General features: G+C 62.6%; 13 protein-coding genes and 1 riboswitch. Of the genes, 4 read left to right on the top strand and 9 right to left on the bottom strand.

Annotation, left to right across the window (positions count from 1 at the left end; all coding sequences use genetic code 11):
* Positions 1-27 precede the first annotated feature (27 nt).
* On the top strand, positions 28-1050 hold the full coding sequence (locus LDN90_RS04775) for a Gfo/Idh/MocA family oxidoreductase (RefSeq protein WP_223949240.1): 1023 nt from the start codon (positions 28-30) through the stop codon (positions 1048-1050).
* 323 nt (positions 1051-1373) lie between these two features.
* Here LDN90_RS04775 and LDN90_RS04780 read toward each other — a convergent pair whose 3' ends face one another.
* Positions 1374-4280 (bottom strand): chitobiase/beta-hexosaminidase C-terminal domain-containing protein, encoded by a 2907-nt coding sequence (locus LDN90_RS04780; RefSeq protein WP_223948121.1) that lies wholly within the window; start codon positions 4278-4280, stop codon positions 1374-1376.
* Between the two features lie 121 nt (positions 4281-4401).
* Positions 4402-5205: a gamma-glutamyl-gamma-aminobutyrate hydrolase family protein gene (locus tag LDN90_RS04785; RefSeq protein ID WP_223948122.1), complete on the bottom strand. Its 804-nt coding sequence runs from the start codon at positions 5203-5205 to the stop codon at positions 4402-4404.
* A gap of 74 nt (positions 5206-5279) precedes the next feature.
* On the opposite strand from LDN90_RS04785, the gene LDN90_RS04790 reads away from it, so the two are divergent.
* Entirely contained in the window at positions 5280-6416 is a 1137-nt protein-coding gene (locus LDN90_RS04790) for a Rossmann fold nucleotide-binding protein (protein ID WP_223948124.1), read from the top strand.
* Positions 6417-6434: 18 nt separating this feature from the next.
* On the opposite strand, the gene LDN90_RS04795 is transcribed toward LDN90_RS04790, so the two are convergent.
* From LDN90_RS04795 to LDN90_RS04805, 3 genes are all read right to left on the bottom strand, one after another.
* Complete coding sequence (locus tag LDN90_RS04795; protein ID WP_223948126.1) at positions 6435-7349, bottom strand: matrixin family metalloprotease; 915 nt, start codon at positions 7347-7349, stop codon at positions 6435-6437.
* A gap of 117 nt (positions 7350-7466) precedes the next feature.
* Positions 7467-8360, bottom strand: a complete 894-nt coding sequence (locus tag LDN90_RS04800; protein ID WP_223948127.1) for a matrixin family metalloprotease — start codon at positions 8358-8360, stop codon at positions 7467-7469.
* Between the two features lie 63 nt (positions 8361-8423).
* Positions 8424-9587: a VIT1/CCC1 transporter family protein gene (locus LDN90_RS04805; RefSeq protein WP_223948128.1), complete on the bottom strand. Its 1164-nt coding sequence runs from the start codon at positions 9585-9587 to the stop codon at positions 8424-8426.
* Between the two features lie 278 nt (positions 9588-9865).
* Here LDN90_RS04805 and LDN90_RS04810 point away from each other — a divergent pair, with 278 nt between their 5' ends.
* Positions 9866-10060 carry a hypothetical protein gene (locus LDN90_RS04810; RefSeq protein ID WP_216926087.1) on the top strand — a complete coding sequence of 65 codons (195 nt, stop codon included), beginning with the start codon at positions 9866-9868 and terminating at the stop codon, positions 10058-10060.
* A gap of 12 nt (positions 10061-10072) precedes the next feature.
* On the opposite strand, the gene LDN90_RS04815 is transcribed toward LDN90_RS04810, so the two are convergent.
* Both LDN90_RS04815 and LDN90_RS04820 read right to left on the bottom strand, forming a co-directional pair.
* Complete coding sequence (locus LDN90_RS04815; RefSeq protein ID WP_223948130.1) at positions 10073-10372, bottom strand: hypothetical protein; 300 nt, start codon at positions 10370-10372, stop codon at positions 10073-10075.
* Between the two features lie 15 nt (positions 10373-10387).
* Positions 10388-10507, bottom strand: a riboswitch (SAM riboswitch).
* A gap of 199 nt (positions 10508-10706) precedes the next feature.
* Complete coding sequence (locus LDN90_RS04820) at positions 10707-12248, bottom strand: sodium:solute symporter (protein WP_223948131.1); 1542 nt, start codon at positions 12246-12248, stop codon at positions 10707-10709.
* Between the two features lie 266 nt (positions 12249-12514).
* On the opposite strand from LDN90_RS04820, the gene LDN90_RS04825 reads away from it, so the two are divergent.
* The gene (locus LDN90_RS04825; RefSeq protein ID WP_017197669.1) at positions 12515-13090 is read left to right on the top strand and encodes a cupin domain-containing protein; all 576 of its coding nucleotides are present in this window, start codon (positions 12515-12517) and stop codon (positions 13088-13090) included.
* A 93-nt stretch (positions 13091-13183) separates the two neighbouring features.
* Here LDN90_RS04825 and LDN90_RS04830 read toward each other — a convergent pair whose 3' ends face one another.
* The gene (locus LDN90_RS04830; protein WP_223948133.1) at positions 13184-14026 is read right to left on the bottom strand and encodes a type IV toxin-antitoxin system AbiEi family antitoxin domain-containing protein; all 843 of its coding nucleotides are present in this window, start codon (positions 14024-14026) and stop codon (positions 13184-13186) included.
* A gap of 279 nt (positions 14027-14305) precedes the next feature.
* The gene (locus LDN90_RS04835) at positions 14306-16279 is read right to left on the bottom strand and encodes an amino acid transporter (RefSeq protein ID WP_223948134.1); all 1974 of its coding nucleotides are present in this window, start codon (positions 16277-16279) and stop codon (positions 14306-14308) included.
* Positions 16280-16452 lie beyond the last annotated feature (173 nt).

Here is a 16452-nt window from a genome sequence, read left to right on the forward strand (position 1 = left end):
CTGCTGCACTGACGGAGACAGATAATGATGAAGCAAGTGACCCTCGGCCTTGTGGGTGTCGGCCGGATTGGCGTAATGCACGCCAAGAACATCAGCGCGCTCAACCAAGTCCTGAACCCGGAGGGTGTCCAGGTCCAACTCAAGCTGACCGATGTGGCGGAGGAACACGCCCGATCCGTGGCCGCCGAATTTGAGGCGGAATTTGTGGGGTCGGTGGCTGAGCTGATCTCCTCGGGTGTGGATGGACTGGTGATCGCCACCGGCACGGCGACACACCCGGACTTCATCCGCGCCGGCGTAGATGCCGGAATTCCGGTGTTCTGCGAGAAGCCGGTGGCTGTGAATGTTGCCCAGTCCCTGCCTGTCCTGGAGTACATCCGGGAGAAAGGCGGAACCGTGCAGATCGGCCACCAACGCCGATTCGATGCCGGCTATCTGGAAGCCAAGCGGGCCTATGAAGCCGGGGAATTGGGCTGGATCCACTCCGTCCGCGCCCTCACATGCGACATGACCCCGCCGCCTGTCCAGTTCCTGGCAACCTCCGGCGGACTCTTCCGGGATTGCTCCGTGCACGATTTCGACATCCTTCGCTGGCTCACGGGCAAGGAAATCGTGGAGGTCTATGCCAAGGGATCCAACAATGGCGACCCCGCAATCGGTGAGGTGGGCGACGTCGATACAGCCTTGGCGGTAGTTACGTTCGACGACGGCACGGTAGGTACGGTCTCCGCCAGCCGATACAACGGGGCCGGGCATGATGTCCGGCTGGAACTCCAGGGCTCTGATGGCTCGGTGGTGGTGGGCATGGATGAACAGATGGCGGTCCGTTCAGCTGAGCCAGGGGTTGCCTTCCCGTCAGGGATCTCCCATAAGACCTTTGCCGAACGCTTCGACCAGGCATACCGCTCCGAGATGGCTGCCTTTGTGGAGTTGGTCCTCGGCGAACGCAAGAATCCGTGCACACCCGAAGACGCCGTCGCTGCTTCCAAGGTGGCCGACGCCGCCCAGGAATCCCTCGAAACCGGCGTCCCCGTCCGCGTCGCCCCCTGATCTTCTCTCACATCCTGCGGCTTTTTTCCTGATCTTCTCTCACATCCTGCGGGATTATCGGCATTCCTCTCTCCCTTGTTTCAGGAAAGCCACGACGCCGGCACCTGACTTGGGTGCCGACGTCGGGACCTACCGCGCGCGGGACGTGAGAGAAGAACGGCCAGAAAGGGCTTCGATGTGAGAGAAGACCGGTCAGAAAGGGCTTCGATGTGAGAGAAGACCGGCCAAAAAGGGCCCCGATGTGAGAGAGGATCGGACGTAGCTGACGCGGGCCGGATGAGTCTGGGGGAAAACTCCGACCCGCGCCAGGTAGAGGGGGCTGATCAGGCGATGACCTTCATGGCCTGCCAACCCGAGCCGAGGCTAACGGGCGGAACGTTGCTGAGCGTTCCGCTTCCCGATCCGGGATAGAGCCACAAAGTGTCTCCAATGCGGCCTACGACGTCGTTCTTACCGTCGCCGTCAAGGTCCCGTGGTCCGGCCAGCGCAGTGCGCGTGCCCCAGCCCGTCGCGATCTGCTTCCATTGCAGCCATCCCCCGGAACCATTGCCCGGATATAGCCATAATGCGCCTGTATCAGTGCGCCGCGCCAGTACATCTGCCTTGCCATCACCGTTGAAATCGCCGGTACTGAAAATAGCGTTCATGACGCCCCAACCCCAGCCGACTGTGTAGGGAGTCCGCTGTCCTCCAGCACCATTTCCTTCATACAAACGGAGGTCGCCGTTGCTGCGCCGTCCCATGAAATCGGGAATTCCGTCACCGCTGAAATCCCCTGGGGAGAAGAGCTGTGTCATGGTGCTCCAACCGGTGCTGACCTGCTTCCGCGCGCCAAAGCTGCCAGCGCCGTCGCCGGGGTAGAACCACAGGACGTCCCCGGATCGTGCCAGGAGGTCGGGCTTCCCGTCGCTGTTGAAGTCGCCGGGGGTGATGGTGTCCGTGTTGGATGACCAGGCAGGCGCAGCCAAAGCGAGCTGCTTGGGGGAGAGCCCGCCCGCGCCGTTGCCCGGGTAAAGGTACAAGTTGCCAGCGGTGTCAGCCGCCAGGACGTCAGCGCGGCCGTCGCCGTTGAAGTCATGGGCCGACGGCGGTCCGGCTGCGGGAACAGTGTACGTCTGGGTACCAACGGACGAGGTGTTGCCCGCCGTGTCCACGCCGATGTATTTCAACGTCAGCGTGGAGCTGCCCATCACGATCGGGGTGGAGTACTTGATATTGGACGCAGACTCAGTGGCCGTGGGGGTGCTGCCGTCGGTGGTGTAGTAAATGGCCGCCCCAGGCTCGTTGGCTGTCAACGTGATCGTGGCGCCGCTGGCCAAAGCCCGTCCGGTGGGATTGGCCGTCACCACAGGGGCCGTGGTGTCCGGCGGAACCGTGTAGGTCTGTGTTGCGACCTCGGAGGTATTTCCAGCCGTGTCCTTCGCAAAGTACTTCAGGGTCATGGGGCCAGGCCCATTGAACGTGATTGGCGCGGTATAAACCAGTCCGGCCGTAAGGGGATCTGTGCCATCCGTCGTGTAGCGGATTTCCGCTGGCTCGTTGGTGGACAGGGTGATCGTGGTGCCTGCGGCGTACGCCCCACCTACAGGGCTGGCTGTCACCACTGGTTTGGTGATATCCGGGCCCGTGGAGTACGTCTGGGTGGCCACGGCCGAGGAATTGTTGGCGCCGTCAACGGCGAAGTACTTCAGGGTCATCGGGCCATTCAGCGGGATGGGGCTGGCGTACTTGCTGCTCGCCGTCGTGGGGTTGCTACCGTCCGTGGTGTAGTAGATCGTCGCCGTCTCATTGGCGGTGAGGGTGATGGACTGGCCCACCGCGTATGTTCCGCCCGGAGGCGTCGGAGTGACCACGGGGGCAACGTTGTCCGTTCCCAGGTAGGCCTCGAACTCGGCCAAACCGGCGTTGGTGGTGGTGGAGCTGACTGAGGTGATGTTGAAACGCACAGAGCTCACGGTTTTTGCCGGGAAGTTTATGGTGAGCCCGGAGCCGTTGTTGGGAAGTGCGGGGGCGGCCACGGTGCTTCCATCCGAGAACAGCAGGTTTCCTCCGGTCACCTGGTCAGAGAGGAGCGGCCGGTCGAACAAGGTCACCGAGTTAATGGTCCTTGTAGGGGAGAAGTTGTACTGAATCCAGCTGCCCGCCTTTTCGCCGGCCGTCACCCATTCTCGCGTTGCGTCCATGGGGGTGCCCCATGCATACCCATCCCGGGCTTTCTCGGGGCTCTGGGCCGTTGCTTTCTGGGATGACGCCGTGACGGTGGTCCCTGCCGACTTGGCGGCGTTGCCCACCCACTCAATGGCTGTGATGTATTGCCGTTTCAGCCACTCATCGTAGGGGGAGTCGGGGCATCCTTCGCCAGGACTGCTGCAGATATACATGTCGAAATCCGCGAACCGCACGAAGGTGTCCACCTTGGTGGTGAGTTCGGCACCCGTCACATTTTGGGGGTACTCGTCGATCACGTATGCGTCGTAGGCCAGGGAGGTATGCGGGCCGGTGTAGCTGCGCGTAGCCAGTTGGGCGAATTTTGCGGTCGCCCAATGGTCGCTGTGGTCGTAGGGACTGTTGAAGTTGCCGGTCCAGTCCTGTGTGCGGAACGTGGTCGGCTGGAAGTTGGCAACCAGCCGATTCAAGGCAGTTTGGAACTGGGACTTTGTGAACGTGGCTGCGTTATCCACGGGCCTGATGGAGGAAAGCCGTCCATCCCAGAGTTTGAGGATGCTCTGGTCGTTGTACGCCGCACTGCCGTCACCGTTCGGGAAACCATCCGGGAGCCGCATGAACACCACCGAGATGTTGGGTGCGCCATTGAGGGTTTGCATTGTCAGGGGCCGGTTGGGAACCCCTGCGTCGGATGTGGTCCACGAATCAGACACTCCTGCCATCTTGGAGTAGCTGGCCCTGATTCCAGCTTCCAGGCTCTTCCAGTACGCAGCCCCCTCACCGGCCTCGCCCGCGGTGGTGAACACCGTTTGGACGCAGCGTTTGGCCTGGATGTCCCTCATGAAGTCCGGGCTGAGGAAAATCAGGTCATCGTCCGTGTGAGCCACTATCTGCATGGCCCCGCCGGTTCCTGCGCACGGCGGAACGGCCGCCGACGCAGGGGCGATCGAAAATGCGACGAGTCCCGCGAAGGCCAAAGCCGGGGCAAGGATCAAGCTTAGGAAGCTGAAGAAATGGGGTTGCCGATAGGGACGACGGACGTATTTTGGACGGTCCACAACCATGCTCCTTTGAGCAGATGTTGGGCCCCCCAGCCGGCAAACTTACGACGCCCACGGGACGTCATTCGAATGGAGTTATGCGCTTGCCGAGCTTTCAGTGCAGCTGAAAGCGATGCAGTGAGCGCTACTGTACTCCTCCGGGGCCAGCCTGGGTAGGGTTCCGGCACACTTCCACGAACGCTTTAAAAGGCGCCAGCCGCTGGTTATCGGGAAGCTGGGACGCTTCCGGATGCCACTGCACCGAGGCAACCCAACGGGAAGGATCTTCAAGCGCTTCCACCGTGCCGTCGTCGGCGATCGCCGCGACCACCAGGCCTTCACCCACCCTGGCCACCGCCTGGTGATGCCCCGAGGCGATCTTGATGGAGGTCCCTTCCGGCGCGCCATAGAGCGCGGCGGTCTTCGATCCTGGTGCAAGCACAACGTCATGCCATGCCCACTCACCGGCCGTGGGATCGTCGGGATTCAGTCCGTTGTGGTTGACGGCCGACGGTGCCATGTCCTGGATCAACGTCCCGCCGTACAGCACGTTCAACAACTGGTGGCCGCGGCAGATCCCCAGCAGCGGAAGGCCGGCGTCGATCGTGGCCCGGGCGACGTCGATGTCCAGATGGTCCTGTTCCGGGTTGACGTCATACACCGAATCTTCCGGGTCCTGCCCATAAAGACGCGGTTCCAAGTCCCCGCCACCGGGCAGCAGCACGCCGTCGAGCGTTTTCATGACGGACGCCAGACGCCCGGCGCTGTCCGCCGAAACGGGGGTCAGCAACACGGGCTGCGCACCCGCTTCACGGAGCAAATCCACAATAAGGGTGAACAGCTGGTTGGCTTCGCCCACGCGGGCGTCGGGATTGTCCGAGCTGCTAAGGCGAATCGGAACTCCGATACGCGGCCGGGCGCCAGCGCCGCCCTCATCTGAAGTCTTCATGCTTCATCATGCAACGGAACATCGCCCTGCGCGTAAACGGGACTCAAGTCGTTTAGCACTACTACGCTGATGCCATGAATCCCTCCGGTGCCTTGAACCCAAGTCCACGGACGCTCGACGTCGAAAGCATCGTTCATTTCGACAAACTGGTTACCTCCGGGGCAGGATCCATGCACGGCTGGCACGCGCAGTCGCTGGACCTTCGCGGACGTTCGCGGGAACTGAAAATGATGGACCCGCAGGGCGCGATCTTCCTGGGATGCACTTTCGACGACGGCATCGAGGAGAGCCTGCGAAGCCGCGGCGCACTCATCTTTCCCAAGATGCGCGGCGTGCCGTTCAACCCGTATCGCGGCACCCTTTACACGGCAAGGGAACTCTACGAAGACATTCCCACTACCGAGTATGAAGCCACCCTGGACGCGAGGATTTACCAGTGGAGCATCCTTCCGGGAAAGCGGGCAAGCCTTGACGCAACGCTCGCCGCAGCCCTCCACGACCACGCGATCGGCGACGCCCTGGACGAACTGCTGCAGGACGGTGACCTGGCAGGTACCAAACTCGTGGGCGTCATGGGCGGACACGCAGCGCAGCGCGGAACCAAGGAATTCGCCGACGCCGCGCGGCTGGGTCGCTTGCTCGCGCAGGCCGGATTCACAGTGGCAACCGGCGGTGGCCCCGGCGCGATGGAAGCAGCCAACATGGGCGCCTACCTCAGCGGACTGCCCGACGCCGATTCCACCGCAGCGCTGAAAACGCTGGCTTCCATACCGGGGTTCAGGCCATCGGTGACGGCTTGGGCGCGGCACGCAGCCGCCGTCGTCGAACGTTACCCCGAAGGCAAAGCGACGCTGGGCATACCCACCTGGTTCTACGGGCACGAACCCCCAAACCTGTTCGCCACCCACATCGCCAAGTACTTCGCGAACGCGATCCGGGAAGCGATCCTTCTGGAGCTGTGCAACGGCGGGATCGTGTTCCTGCCCGGTTCCGCCGGAACAGTGCAGGAGATCTTCCAGGACGCCTGCGAAAACTATTACGGAGCCCCGGAAACCATCACTCCCATGGTCCTGGTGGGCCGCGACCATTGGGAACACACCTACCCGGCATGGGCGATGCTGCGGAGCCTCGCGGCAGGGAGGCCCATGGCAGACAGGATCTTCCTGGTGGACACTGTGGAGGACGCGCTCGCAGTGGTGGCCGCGGGCTAGAAATCCTTGCTGCAGGGGCTAGAAGTCTTTGCTGCAGGGGCCCGAGCCGAGTTGGGCAAGGCCCGTCTTGTCCCCGGCGGCGTATTCGCGAACCCACGAGGCTTGGTCGTACATCAGCTGGCGGGGGTCATCCACATGGTCCAAGCCTAGAACGTGTCCGAGTTCGTGCATGATCACGGCCGTGCCCACTTCCTTGCCCTGGGGTGAGTCCATGATCCCGGCAAACTGCGGTGCATCCAACGATACCGAGCCGGTCACGTAGGCCTTATAGCCGTTGCTCAGGCCGATGGAGGAACTTCCGCCCAGGCCCACAGTTTGTCCGGTCAGCCGCGGCACCTGCTCCGGCGTGGTCCAGGCAATGAGCACAGGCGCCCAGCGGTCACCGTAGGTGGCGGGCTGGTAGCCGGCCCTGTTGCTCGTGGGGATTTCGGACGTCGGACCGTCGTAAATGAATTGCAGTCCGGAGGCGAGGCTGGCCTGCCGAACGGCGTCCTCCACCATGGAATACCAGCTCGTTGGGGCCAGATCCGCGTTGACCACGTAGTGGATCGGCCTGCAAGGGGAGAATGCCAGGGGGGTTCCGTCCTCCTTGACGGCCAGGAATTTGTAGGAAGTGCTGGTCCGCTGCAACGGCGCAGGCGTGCCCAGGGGTGCGTCGGCTTCCTCGAAGCCGGGCAGCGGATCCTGACGTTGGCCAAAGGGAACCAGCCCGGGCCGCGGCGCTTGGCTCTGCGTCGTGGAATCGGACCAGAACTGTTGCAGCTCGCCGCTGAAATATGCGCCGGCGCAGACCAAACCGAGAACGCCAAACAGGAACAGGATGGCCGCGATGCTGCTGTGCTTGATGGGGGGCCGGGCCGGCGGCTTGGCGTGCTGCTGGTAAGGCGGCGGGGGATAGGGGTCTGGCCACTCTGGCGACCCATAAGGTTCCATCGAACCCCCTCACGGGACGGCCCACTCGGACGGTGGGGCGCCGCCGTCGGCCGCTTCCGTCAGGATAGAGCCCATGGGGCCGCGAGTCCATGGCGATTCATGAGAAGCCGCGTTGCTTCAGATGTCCTTGCGGCAAGGAGCCGAGGCCAGGAGGTGAAGACCGTTCAGGTCGCCAGCAGCCAATCCGTCAGGAGCGCCGATCTCCGGGTACATCAGCTGAACCGGATCATCGACATGATCCAGACCCATGACGTGCCCCAGTTCGTGCTGCATGACTGCCAGCACGTAGTCCGAACCGCCTTCCTCGGCCAGAAGCTCAGCCACTTGCGGGGTGTCGAGCTCCAGGCTGCCCGTGATGTAGCTCTTGGGACCATTGTTGAGTGAGTACATGGTGCTGCCGCCCGTACCGATGACGGTGTCAGCCAGCGCCGGAGCCGTCTCGGGCGTGGTCCACGAAATCAGCAAGGGTGCCCACCGGTCACCGTACTTGGACGGTTGGTACGGTTCGCGTTTAGCGGTAGGCAACTCATCGGTTCTGCCATCGTTGATGAACTGGATTCCGGATGCCGCGGAGATATTGGCGATTGCGGTGGCAAGCAGGGCATTCGTACCCTCAGGCGCAGTGGCGGCATTCACCACGTAATGCAGGGGACGGCACGGCGAGTACCCAACCGGAGTGCCGTCGTCGTTGGTTGCCAGGAACTTGTACGAATCGCTGGCGCTGGCTGGGGGCGGCGGCGATGCCAGCGGGGCGTCCGCCTCGTCGATTCCTGGAGGCGGCGCGTCCAGGGGCCGGGCCGGGGTCTGCTGGATCGGCTCGCTTTTGGACGAATTGGGCAGGGCCACACCCGGAAACAGGCCAATGATTCGCGGATCGCCGTGGAGCAAACCACTGACCAGGACAGCCACGACGGCGGCGACACCAGCCACGAGGACGCCGCGAAGAACTCGGAGGGTTGTGCCCGCACGACGGTGTTTTGGCGCGCGCAACGGCGGCTGCTCCGAATCCACGGTTCTCCATTCCCTACGCCCCGGTCACGCGGGGCTGCGCGGAGGACGAACCAACATTACCGCCTAGACGATCAACGTTCCGAACGCGAGGCCAAGCCCATAAGTGGCGGCCGCGGCACCCAGGCCGATCGCCAGCTGCCGGAAGCCACGGCTCAGCGGTGAGGTCCCGGACAACAGCCCGACGACGGCGCCAGTCGCCAGGAGCGCGATGCCCACCAGAACACCGGCTACTGTCAGTGCCGCCACACCCGTCATGCCGAAGATAAACGGAAGGATGGGCACGATCGCACCCGAGGCGAAGAAGCAGAAGCTGGACATCGCAGCACCCCAGGCAGAGCCGACCATTTCGTGGTCATCGGCGGGCTGCTCCTTCTCCGGTTGCAAGGAGAGGCTGGGATCGCAGTCGCAGCTGAAGAGTCCCATGCGTTCGGCGGCTCGGTGCTCGGCGGCCTCACGGGTCATGCCGCGGGCCAAGTACACCAGCACGAGCTCATTGTGTTCGATGTCCAAAGAAGGGGCGGCCGTGAGGGTAGCCTGCGTGGGTAGCGTGGCGTTAAGCAACTCCCGTTGCGAGCGGACCGAAACGTACTCGCCGGCACCCATGGACAGGGCCCCGGCCAGCAATCCGGCAACACCGCTCATGAGGACCACGGGGCTGGGAACGCCCGTTGCGGCCATACCCATGACTAGTGAAAGGTTGCTCACCAAGCCGTCGTTGGCCCCAAAAACGGCAGCGCGGAAGGTACCGGAGAGCCTGTTGCGTCCACGGGTGGCGAGGCCCCTGACAACTTCTTCGTGGATTTGTTCGTCGGCAACCATGGCCGGAGTCGCGGCAGGTTCTGCACCGTAGGGGGAACGGCCTTCCGCGCGCTGGGCCAGGGCGAGCACGAACACCGAGCCGAAGTGCCGGGCCAGGAAGCCAAGTAGCTGGCTCCGGGTGGACGCCCCCTTCGGCATTCCAGCGTGCTCTCCGAGGAGCTTCAGCCAGTGTGCCTCGTGCCTTCCTTCTGCCTCGGCCAAGGCGAGCAGGATCTGGCGTTCTTCGCCGTCACGACGTTGGGCGAGTTCCCGGTAGACGGCGGCTTCGGCTCGCTCGTCGGCCAGGTATTGACGCCACCGCCTGATGTCCGCCGATGTGGGCCGGGCTGGTTGGGGCGGTGTTCCGGATCCGGGGGCGGGGTCCGGAGCGGGGCTCGACGAACCGTGGGATTCCTGGTGCTTCTGCACTTTTTCTCCTGTGCTGGGTGGGGTAGTTGCGGCCCCATTGCACGCCCACTGTACCGCTTATTGGCGCGGATTTTTGGCCGGTATTCCTTAGTTGGAATGTTCGGCATGCCTTAATTTACGAAGGTGCAATCCTCTGCTTTGAGCCTTTCCTTGGGTCCATGTTGGCGGTTGCCTTGACCCTCTTCAGGCACAGTGCTCAGATGGAAGGACAGGGGCGGGGGCCCTCCCCGCACTCGGTCAGCAGGCTGCTTGCCAGCCCACCAGACGGAGGTTGCAGCATGGACACCACCGAACCGCACGCCAACCACCCGGAACGGGAGACCATCGAGTCAGACCCCGCCTACGACTACAGCGAAGACCAGGAAGTCGACGAACCCTGGGTGGAGGAAATCGACGTCCCTGAAGACGACGAGCGGGTTGTCCCCCTGGATGAAACCGAAGAATTCCGCGGGGAAGAAGACGAAGAATTCTAGGACTCTTTTCTTCTAGGCAGGGCCCTCCTCATCGAAGGTGAAATGCCGCTCCAGTCCGGCCGGACGCCCCAGCGCTGCAACAGTCACCGTTAACGTCCTCGACGATGCACACCACCGCGATGGACGCACAGCCTGGGCAAGAGCACGCGCCAGCAGCTGCGCTTCAGGGTGCCGGAACCGGGTCAGGCCACCGTTCAGGAACAGGGTCACAGTCCCACGGACAAGGTCGACGCCGGGAATCACCGGAAGGGTGGGCGCCTCGGATTTGGTGGGGGTCGTTTGAGTTGGGCTGACTACACCTTGGTACGGCAAGGACTGCTCCTTTAGGGAGTGCTCTTGCCCGCTCGGTTGTCTCTGGTCCGGGGCGGGCCGCTTCCTCATCCGAACCACCCGTGAACATGGGGTTGGTGTGTGGCCAGTCGGAGCTTGGCGCCACCTCTCTTGAAGCTGGGACCACTGTACTGGAGGAGTGCTGTCCTGGAGAACTGTGGGTGGGTTGTTGTGGGGCCCGGTGTGCGTGCCAAGGGGTGTCGATGGGGCGCAGAGTGGGCCCCACAACGCGGCGACTCGGGACGGAAAGCGCAACGGCGACGCCGCCGGAAAGGGGCGGCGCCGCCGTCGAACATTACCCGGGGCTGGGCGTCAGCTAGCTGGCGTTGTGGCTGCTGACAGGGTGGGCCTCCAGCGGCAGTTCTTCCGAGACTGCCCCGGCCACGCGCTTGTCCCAAGCGGCCCGGACTCCGGGTTCGGTGGGCGGCGTGAGGAGGGAAATCACGACATAGGCCACGAACGAGGCGGCCAGGCCGTAGTAGATGGGTTCGTTGGCGTAGACGCCATCGACGCTCGGAATGACTCCAATCGCGAACAGAATCAACAGTGCCAGGGTCAATACAGAGCCCACTGCCATGGACCATGCAGCGGCGATACCGGTTCCGCGCTTCCACACCAGGCCGCCGAGAATCGCGACGAGGAGGCCGCCCACCAGGATGTCGTAGGCAATGGTGAGGGCAACAACCACGTCCTGCGCGGCCATGGAGATCAGCACTGCAACGATGCCCAGGCCCAGAACCCAGTAGCGGTTGGCTTTGACGTCGTGCTCAGGGTTTTCGGTGTCGTCGGTGTTGATGTTCTTGCCGAACCAGCTGGCGACGAACGGAACAACATCTGCGCGAGCCACGGTGGCGGCGGCAATAAGGGCGCCGGAAGCCGTGGACATCATGGCCGCAACGGCTGCGGCCATGACCAGGCCGCCGATGCCGATGGGCAGGATGTGCGTTGCCACTTCGGCGTACACTACGTCCTTGCCGAGGTTGGCGACATCGATGTTGGGGAGCGCCACCCGGGCGGCCAAGCCGATCAAGGCACCGGCTACACCGTAAAGGATGCAGTAAACGCCGGCGGTCGCTCCACCCCAGCGTGCAACCTTGGGAGTCTTGGCCGTGAAGACGCGCTGCCAGATGTCTTGGCCGATCAGGAGTCCAAGGGTGTAAACGACGAAGTACGTGATGATCGTCTGGACACCGATGCCGTCGATCTGGAAGAAGCTCGCATCGACGCGCTCACGGATACCATCGAGTCCTCCGGCCGCGTTCATGACGAAGGGGAGCATCAGGAAGAAGATGCCTACGGTCTTGATGATGAACTGGACCTGGTCGGCCAGCGTGATGGACCACATGCCACCGATGGTCGAGTAAACAAGCACAATTGCACCGCCGACGGCGATCGCCATCCAGCGTTCCCAGTCGAAGAGGACTACGAAGATGGTGGCGTATGCGCCGGTGGACGTGGCACAGAGCATGAGGGTGTAGGCGAGCATCACGATTCCGGAGGTCTGCGTGGCCTTGCTGCCGTAGCGAAGGCTCAGCATTTGGGAAACCGTATAGATCTTCAGGCGCTGGATGGTGCCAGCAAAGAGCAAGCTCAGCAGGAGGACGCCGGAGCCGATTGCGACTACCAGCCACATCCCTGAGATGCCGAACTTGTAGCCCAAGCCGACGCCGCCGACCGTGGATGCGCCACCAAGGACAACCGCGGCCATGGTGCCTGTGTAAAGGAAGGGTCCCAGGCGGCGGCCTGCCACCAGGAAGTCGCTGTTGTTCTTGGTGCGGGACTTGCCCCACCAGCCGAATGCAAGCATTGCAAGCAGGTACACCACCACAATGGCGATGTTTATGAACGATGAGTCCATGAGTGGCTCCTTGGAGCTGGTGCACGGAGTTTGGGGGTTTCGACGATACTCCTGGGAAGTGCCGAAGTCTCCGTGCTGATGATGGGAGATTGGGGATCGTGTTGTGCCTCACAGACAACACTTGTTGCCTATGAGGATATGTTGTGATGGGAGTAACAGTCAAGGGGCTTTGGTCATCCTCGGGCTGTTAAGGGCTCCGGAGGCCCGCGGTCCCGCTACTATTGCTGCAATGACAGGGCCCAATGACAGGCCTGAAAGGTTCGTGAATGAAGGCTCTCCCCGTTGAACCAAGCAACGTTCCCGTTGCGATTGGTTCCAGAATCCGCGCAGCCCGCCAGGCGCAGCGGCTCACCATCGAGCAAGTGGCGGACGCGACAGGCCTAACCAAAGGCTTCCTCAGCCGTGTCGAACGCGACCTGACCTCGCCGTCGGTCGCTTCACTTGTAACCCTTTGCCAGGTCTTGTCCGTGTCGGTAGGAGACTTGTTTGCCGCTCCGGAAACGCACCTGACCAGGCGCGACGACGGCCCCCGGATTTCCCTGGGTGGCCAGGGCATTGTGGAGCGCTTGTTAACAGCCCGATCGGAGCGGCGGCTGCAGATCCTTCAGGCCACCATCGAACCGCGGGGTCGTGGTGAAAACGAGCTCTACGCCGTTGACTGCGATGTTGACGTCCTCCATGTGGTGAAGGGACGCATCAAACTGATCCTGACCAACGAGGAGTACGACCTCGAAGAAGGGGACACCCTCTCCTTCCCAGGCAGGGAACCCCATACGTGGGTCAATCCCACGGACGAAACCGTCGAGGTCCTCTGGGTTCTGGTGCCCGCAGCGAGCCGCTAGACCTTCCCGCTGCTCCGCGGTCCGTCCCAGTTGCCCGCCGTTTGCCGTTCGGATTTGGTGAGTGGGCCCTGGAATCCCGTGGCCTGGCCGGGTTCACTGCGTAACGAACCGGGGAGGAGCGTCGCGTGGGAGGCTGAGGACTGCCCGAATTTCTGCAAGCACGCGCTCCGGTTCAAACCAGATGACCTCCGGCGGATACCTCAGCACCAAGAATCCGTTGACCATGGAGGCATTATTCCGTGCAAGGTCATTCCGTAGGGATTTCCTGCTTGAGTGATACGCGAAACCGTCCACTTCCACGATGAGGAAGTCCTCAATGAGAAAGTCGACGCGCCCGATTCCAGGGATCGCTACTTGGGAGTTGAAGGCGATGCCATGAGTGCGAAACAGGTGCTGTGCATCGACCTCCACAATGGACTCCGCACTCAGGTCCAGCTCATTGAGGGCGTCGAGAACAGGCCGCGACCTGTCTCCCCGTAACTGCTCCTTCAGTAGTTCCAATGGCACACCGTGCAAGCGAATCGCCGATGTTGCGATTGCCGTTGATGCGGGTGGTTCCAAGCACGCCATTGCGTGCAGCACGACGTCCTCGACGGCGGCAATGGGGAGAGTGGGATGGGGATCGAACCTGTTGGTTCTGTGTCTGACGAAGCCGAGACCGTGCCCGTGGTTGCAGGCCAAATGGTGGAGATCGGGTGTCTTCCGTAGCCACAGCCCATAATGCGGGGCGGCGCTGGCGCAGGAGACGTGGGCGTTGTGACGGAGGGCCGCTGCCAACTCTGGTTTGTGTTCCCCAAGCATGAAGACGCCCCGCCGAGGCTGTCGTGCCCCTTGGCTTGAAAGGCGTGCGAGATCCGCGCGCGAGTAGCCTGCGGCCAGCAGTTGCCTGGTTCGGGCAACTCCGCCGATTTTCTGGAGGTACTGGAGGGCATCCATCGGGCCAGTTCACATGCTTCCCGTGTCCCGTGAAATGACCAATTTGCCGTATGTGGGCAACGCCGGATGGACGCCCTCTCCCAGTTCGTGCTCCGAGCCGCCGCGCTCCTCCCCGGTTGCCCCCGGATCTCAAACCACCGCCCAAGGGAGGGGCCTGGAAATCCAAGGGTTGCCCGCGGCGTGCCTGGGACAAAAGGGGACGAAGTGGGGAGGAACGAGGCTGGGCGAGGACCAACCGGGGAGGAGCGCGTCGGAAGGTCGGGAAGCAACGCGGGATAGTCAGCCCACGTGGACCCATGGGCGGCGGGTGATGTCCGGCTCAGCCTCACGCAGTACCTCACGGGTCACCGGCGCGATCTCGCCCTCGCCGAAGAACAGGAACCTGCTGAGGTTGGAGATCGGGTTGCCCTCGGTCCAGCGGAAGTAGATGTGTGGCATGAAACCCGTAACGTCGCGGATGTGGAGCAAGACGGCGGCAAGGGTGTTGGGTACGTTGTTGCTGTGGACTTCCAGGATCTTGAAGCCATGCCGTTTCTTGCCCACTACCTGGAGCTCCTGCTCGAAATCTGAGCTGTCTTCAACAATGATCTCGATGAACACCGCATCGCAATCCAGGGGCAGGTGGTTGGCCTGCTGCGCGTGCTGGAGCTTCTCCCGGTAACGCCCGGCGCTGAGGTGTTTAGGCTCATGGGCGATGATCCGGACCGGTCCGTCGACGTTGTTCGCGGTGAATTCGAGTGCAGTCTGGTCCATCTTGATATGAGTGGCACGGAGCTCAAAGGCACGCCGGATCCGCGAAATAAAGCTCACTGCCATGATGCCCAGAATGAAGAGTGCGGCAATCTTCAGGCCGTCCGGACGCTCGATTGAGTTGACCACGGTGGTGTAGATGAAGACCAGGGAAACCAGCCCGAAGCCGATGAACTGTGCCCCTTGTTTCTTTCGCCGCGCGGAAAGTGTCACAGCGATGGAGGCGGAGGTGATCAAGACGAGTACGCCCGTGGCGTAGGCGCCTCCCTGCGCGTTGACGTCGGCTTGGAAAATAATCGTCACGATGAAGGCGATGAGTGTGAAGACCAGGACGAGTGGTCGCAATGCGCGGACCCACGCTGGAGCCATTCCGTAGCGCGGGAGATACCTGGGGACCAGGTTCAGGAGGCCTGCCATGGCCGAGGCTCCGGCAAACCACAGAATAGCGATGGTACTGACGTCGTACACCGTGCCAAATCCGTCGCCCAGGAACTTGTGGGCGAGGAAAGCCAGGGCCCGCCCATCAGCCTTGCCGCCGGGTTCGAATTCCGCGGCTGGGATCAGCATGACGGTGGTGAAGCTGGATGTTATGAGGAACGAGCTCATGATGATGGCGGCGGTGGTCAGGAGCTTGTGGGCGCCCTTGATCCGACCGGATGGCTTGGCTTCAGTGTCGGAGGGGTCTCCCTTGATCTGCGGCATGACTGCGACGCCGGTCTCGAACCCGGAGAGGCCAAGGGCCAGCCGTGGGAACACCAGCAGCGCAAGGGCAATCATCAGGATGGGATCACCGTGGGATGTGTTCAGTGCGGTCCACCAGTCCGAGATGACCCGGGACTCCGTGAAGACATGGCTGATGGAGACGATGACGACCACAAGGTTCAGTGCCAGGAAGGCGCCAACCAGGACGACGGCCACGTTGATGGCTTCCTTGAATCCGCGCAGGAAGACGATGCCCAGTCCTGCAATGAGGGCCAGCGTGATGACAACCTGCTGGCCTTCCAGGAAGTGCGGAGCAAAGGGGTTCTCAATGAGGTGGGCGGTCGCGTCGGCGGCGGAGAGGGTAATGGTGATCATGAAATCCGTGGCCGCAAAGCCGAGGAGTGCCAGGACGAACAACTTGCCACCCCATCGAGGAAGCAAGCGCTCGAGCATGGCAATGGAACCCTCGCCCCGAGGACTTTCCCTGGCAACGCGACGGTATACAGGCAGTGCGCCAGCCAGGGTGACGAAGACCAGCAGCAGTGTGGCCAGTGGCGACAGTAATCCGGCAGCCAGGGCCGCGATCGCTGGCTGATAGCCCAGTGTTGAGAAGTAATCCAGGCCCGTAAGGCACATGACCTTCCACCAGGCCTGCGGTTTGTGGGCTTCAGCAGGCTTTCCGTGGGGACCCTGCCGCTTGCCCGAGGTATCCGGCATTCCTTCAAGCAGCCATGTTTTGAGGTGGAATGCGCTTTTGTGCCGGTCGGCAGGGTCGGCCGGCGGCCTCGTCAGGGTGGTCACGTTGTCCTTCCGGGCAGCAGTGTGCTGCTCACGCAAGGAGCGTATGGCCGCCTCCAGCGCACGGACCCCGGTTTTTATGGAATCTTTACGCCTGATGTGACCGGCATCTCATAGGGGCTCGAACTTCAAGAGAACTTGTAAACAGATGATGCTTATTAGGAAACTTTGAGTGT

It is taken from the genome of Arthrobacter sp. NtRootA1, from assembly GCF_019976975.1.
In the GTDB taxonomy this organism is placed as follows: domain Bacteria; phylum Actinomycetota; class Actinomycetes; order Actinomycetales; family Micrococcaceae; genus Arthrobacter; species Arthrobacter aromaticivorans.

What these genes read in the sequence shown, in the direction of transcription:
- LDN90_RS04780 (WP_223948121.1), bottom strand. Translation starts at nt 4,280, where the DNA reads ATGGTTGTGGACCGTCCAAAATACGTCCGTCGTCCCTATCGGCAACCC.
- LDN90_RS04775 (WP_223949240.1), top strand. Translation starts at nt 28, where the DNA reads ATGAAGCAAGTGACCCTCGGCCTTGTGGGTGTCGGCCGGATTGGCGTA.
- LDN90_RS04785 (WP_223948122.1), bottom strand. Translation starts at nt 5,205, where the DNA reads ATGAAGACTTCAGATGAGGGCGGCGCTGGCGCCCGGCCGCGTATCGGA.
- LDN90_RS04820 (WP_223948131.1), bottom strand. Translation starts at nt 12,248, where the DNA reads ATGGACTCATCGTTCATAAACATCGCCATTGTGGTGGTGTACCTGCTT.
- LDN90_RS04810 (WP_216926087.1), top strand. Translation starts at nt 9,866, where the DNA reads ATGGACACCACCGAACCGCACGCCAACCACCCGGAACGGGAGACCATC.
- LDN90_RS04830 (WP_223948133.1), bottom strand. Translation starts at nt 14,026, where the DNA reads ATGGATGCCCTCCAGTACCTCCAGAAAATCGGCGGAGTTGCCCGAACC.
- LDN90_RS04795 (WP_223948126.1), bottom strand. Translation starts at nt 7,349, where the DNA reads ATGGAACCTTATGGGTCGCCAGAGTGGCCAGACCCCTATCCCCCGCCG.
- LDN90_RS04790 (WP_223948124.1), top strand. Translation starts at nt 5,280, where the DNA reads ATGAATCCCTCCGGTGCCTTGAACCCAAGTCCACGGACGCTCGACGTC.
- LDN90_RS04825 (WP_017197669.1), top strand. Translation starts at nt 12,515, where the DNA reads ATGAAGGCTCTCCCCGTTGAACCAAGCAACGTTCCCGTTGCGATTGGT.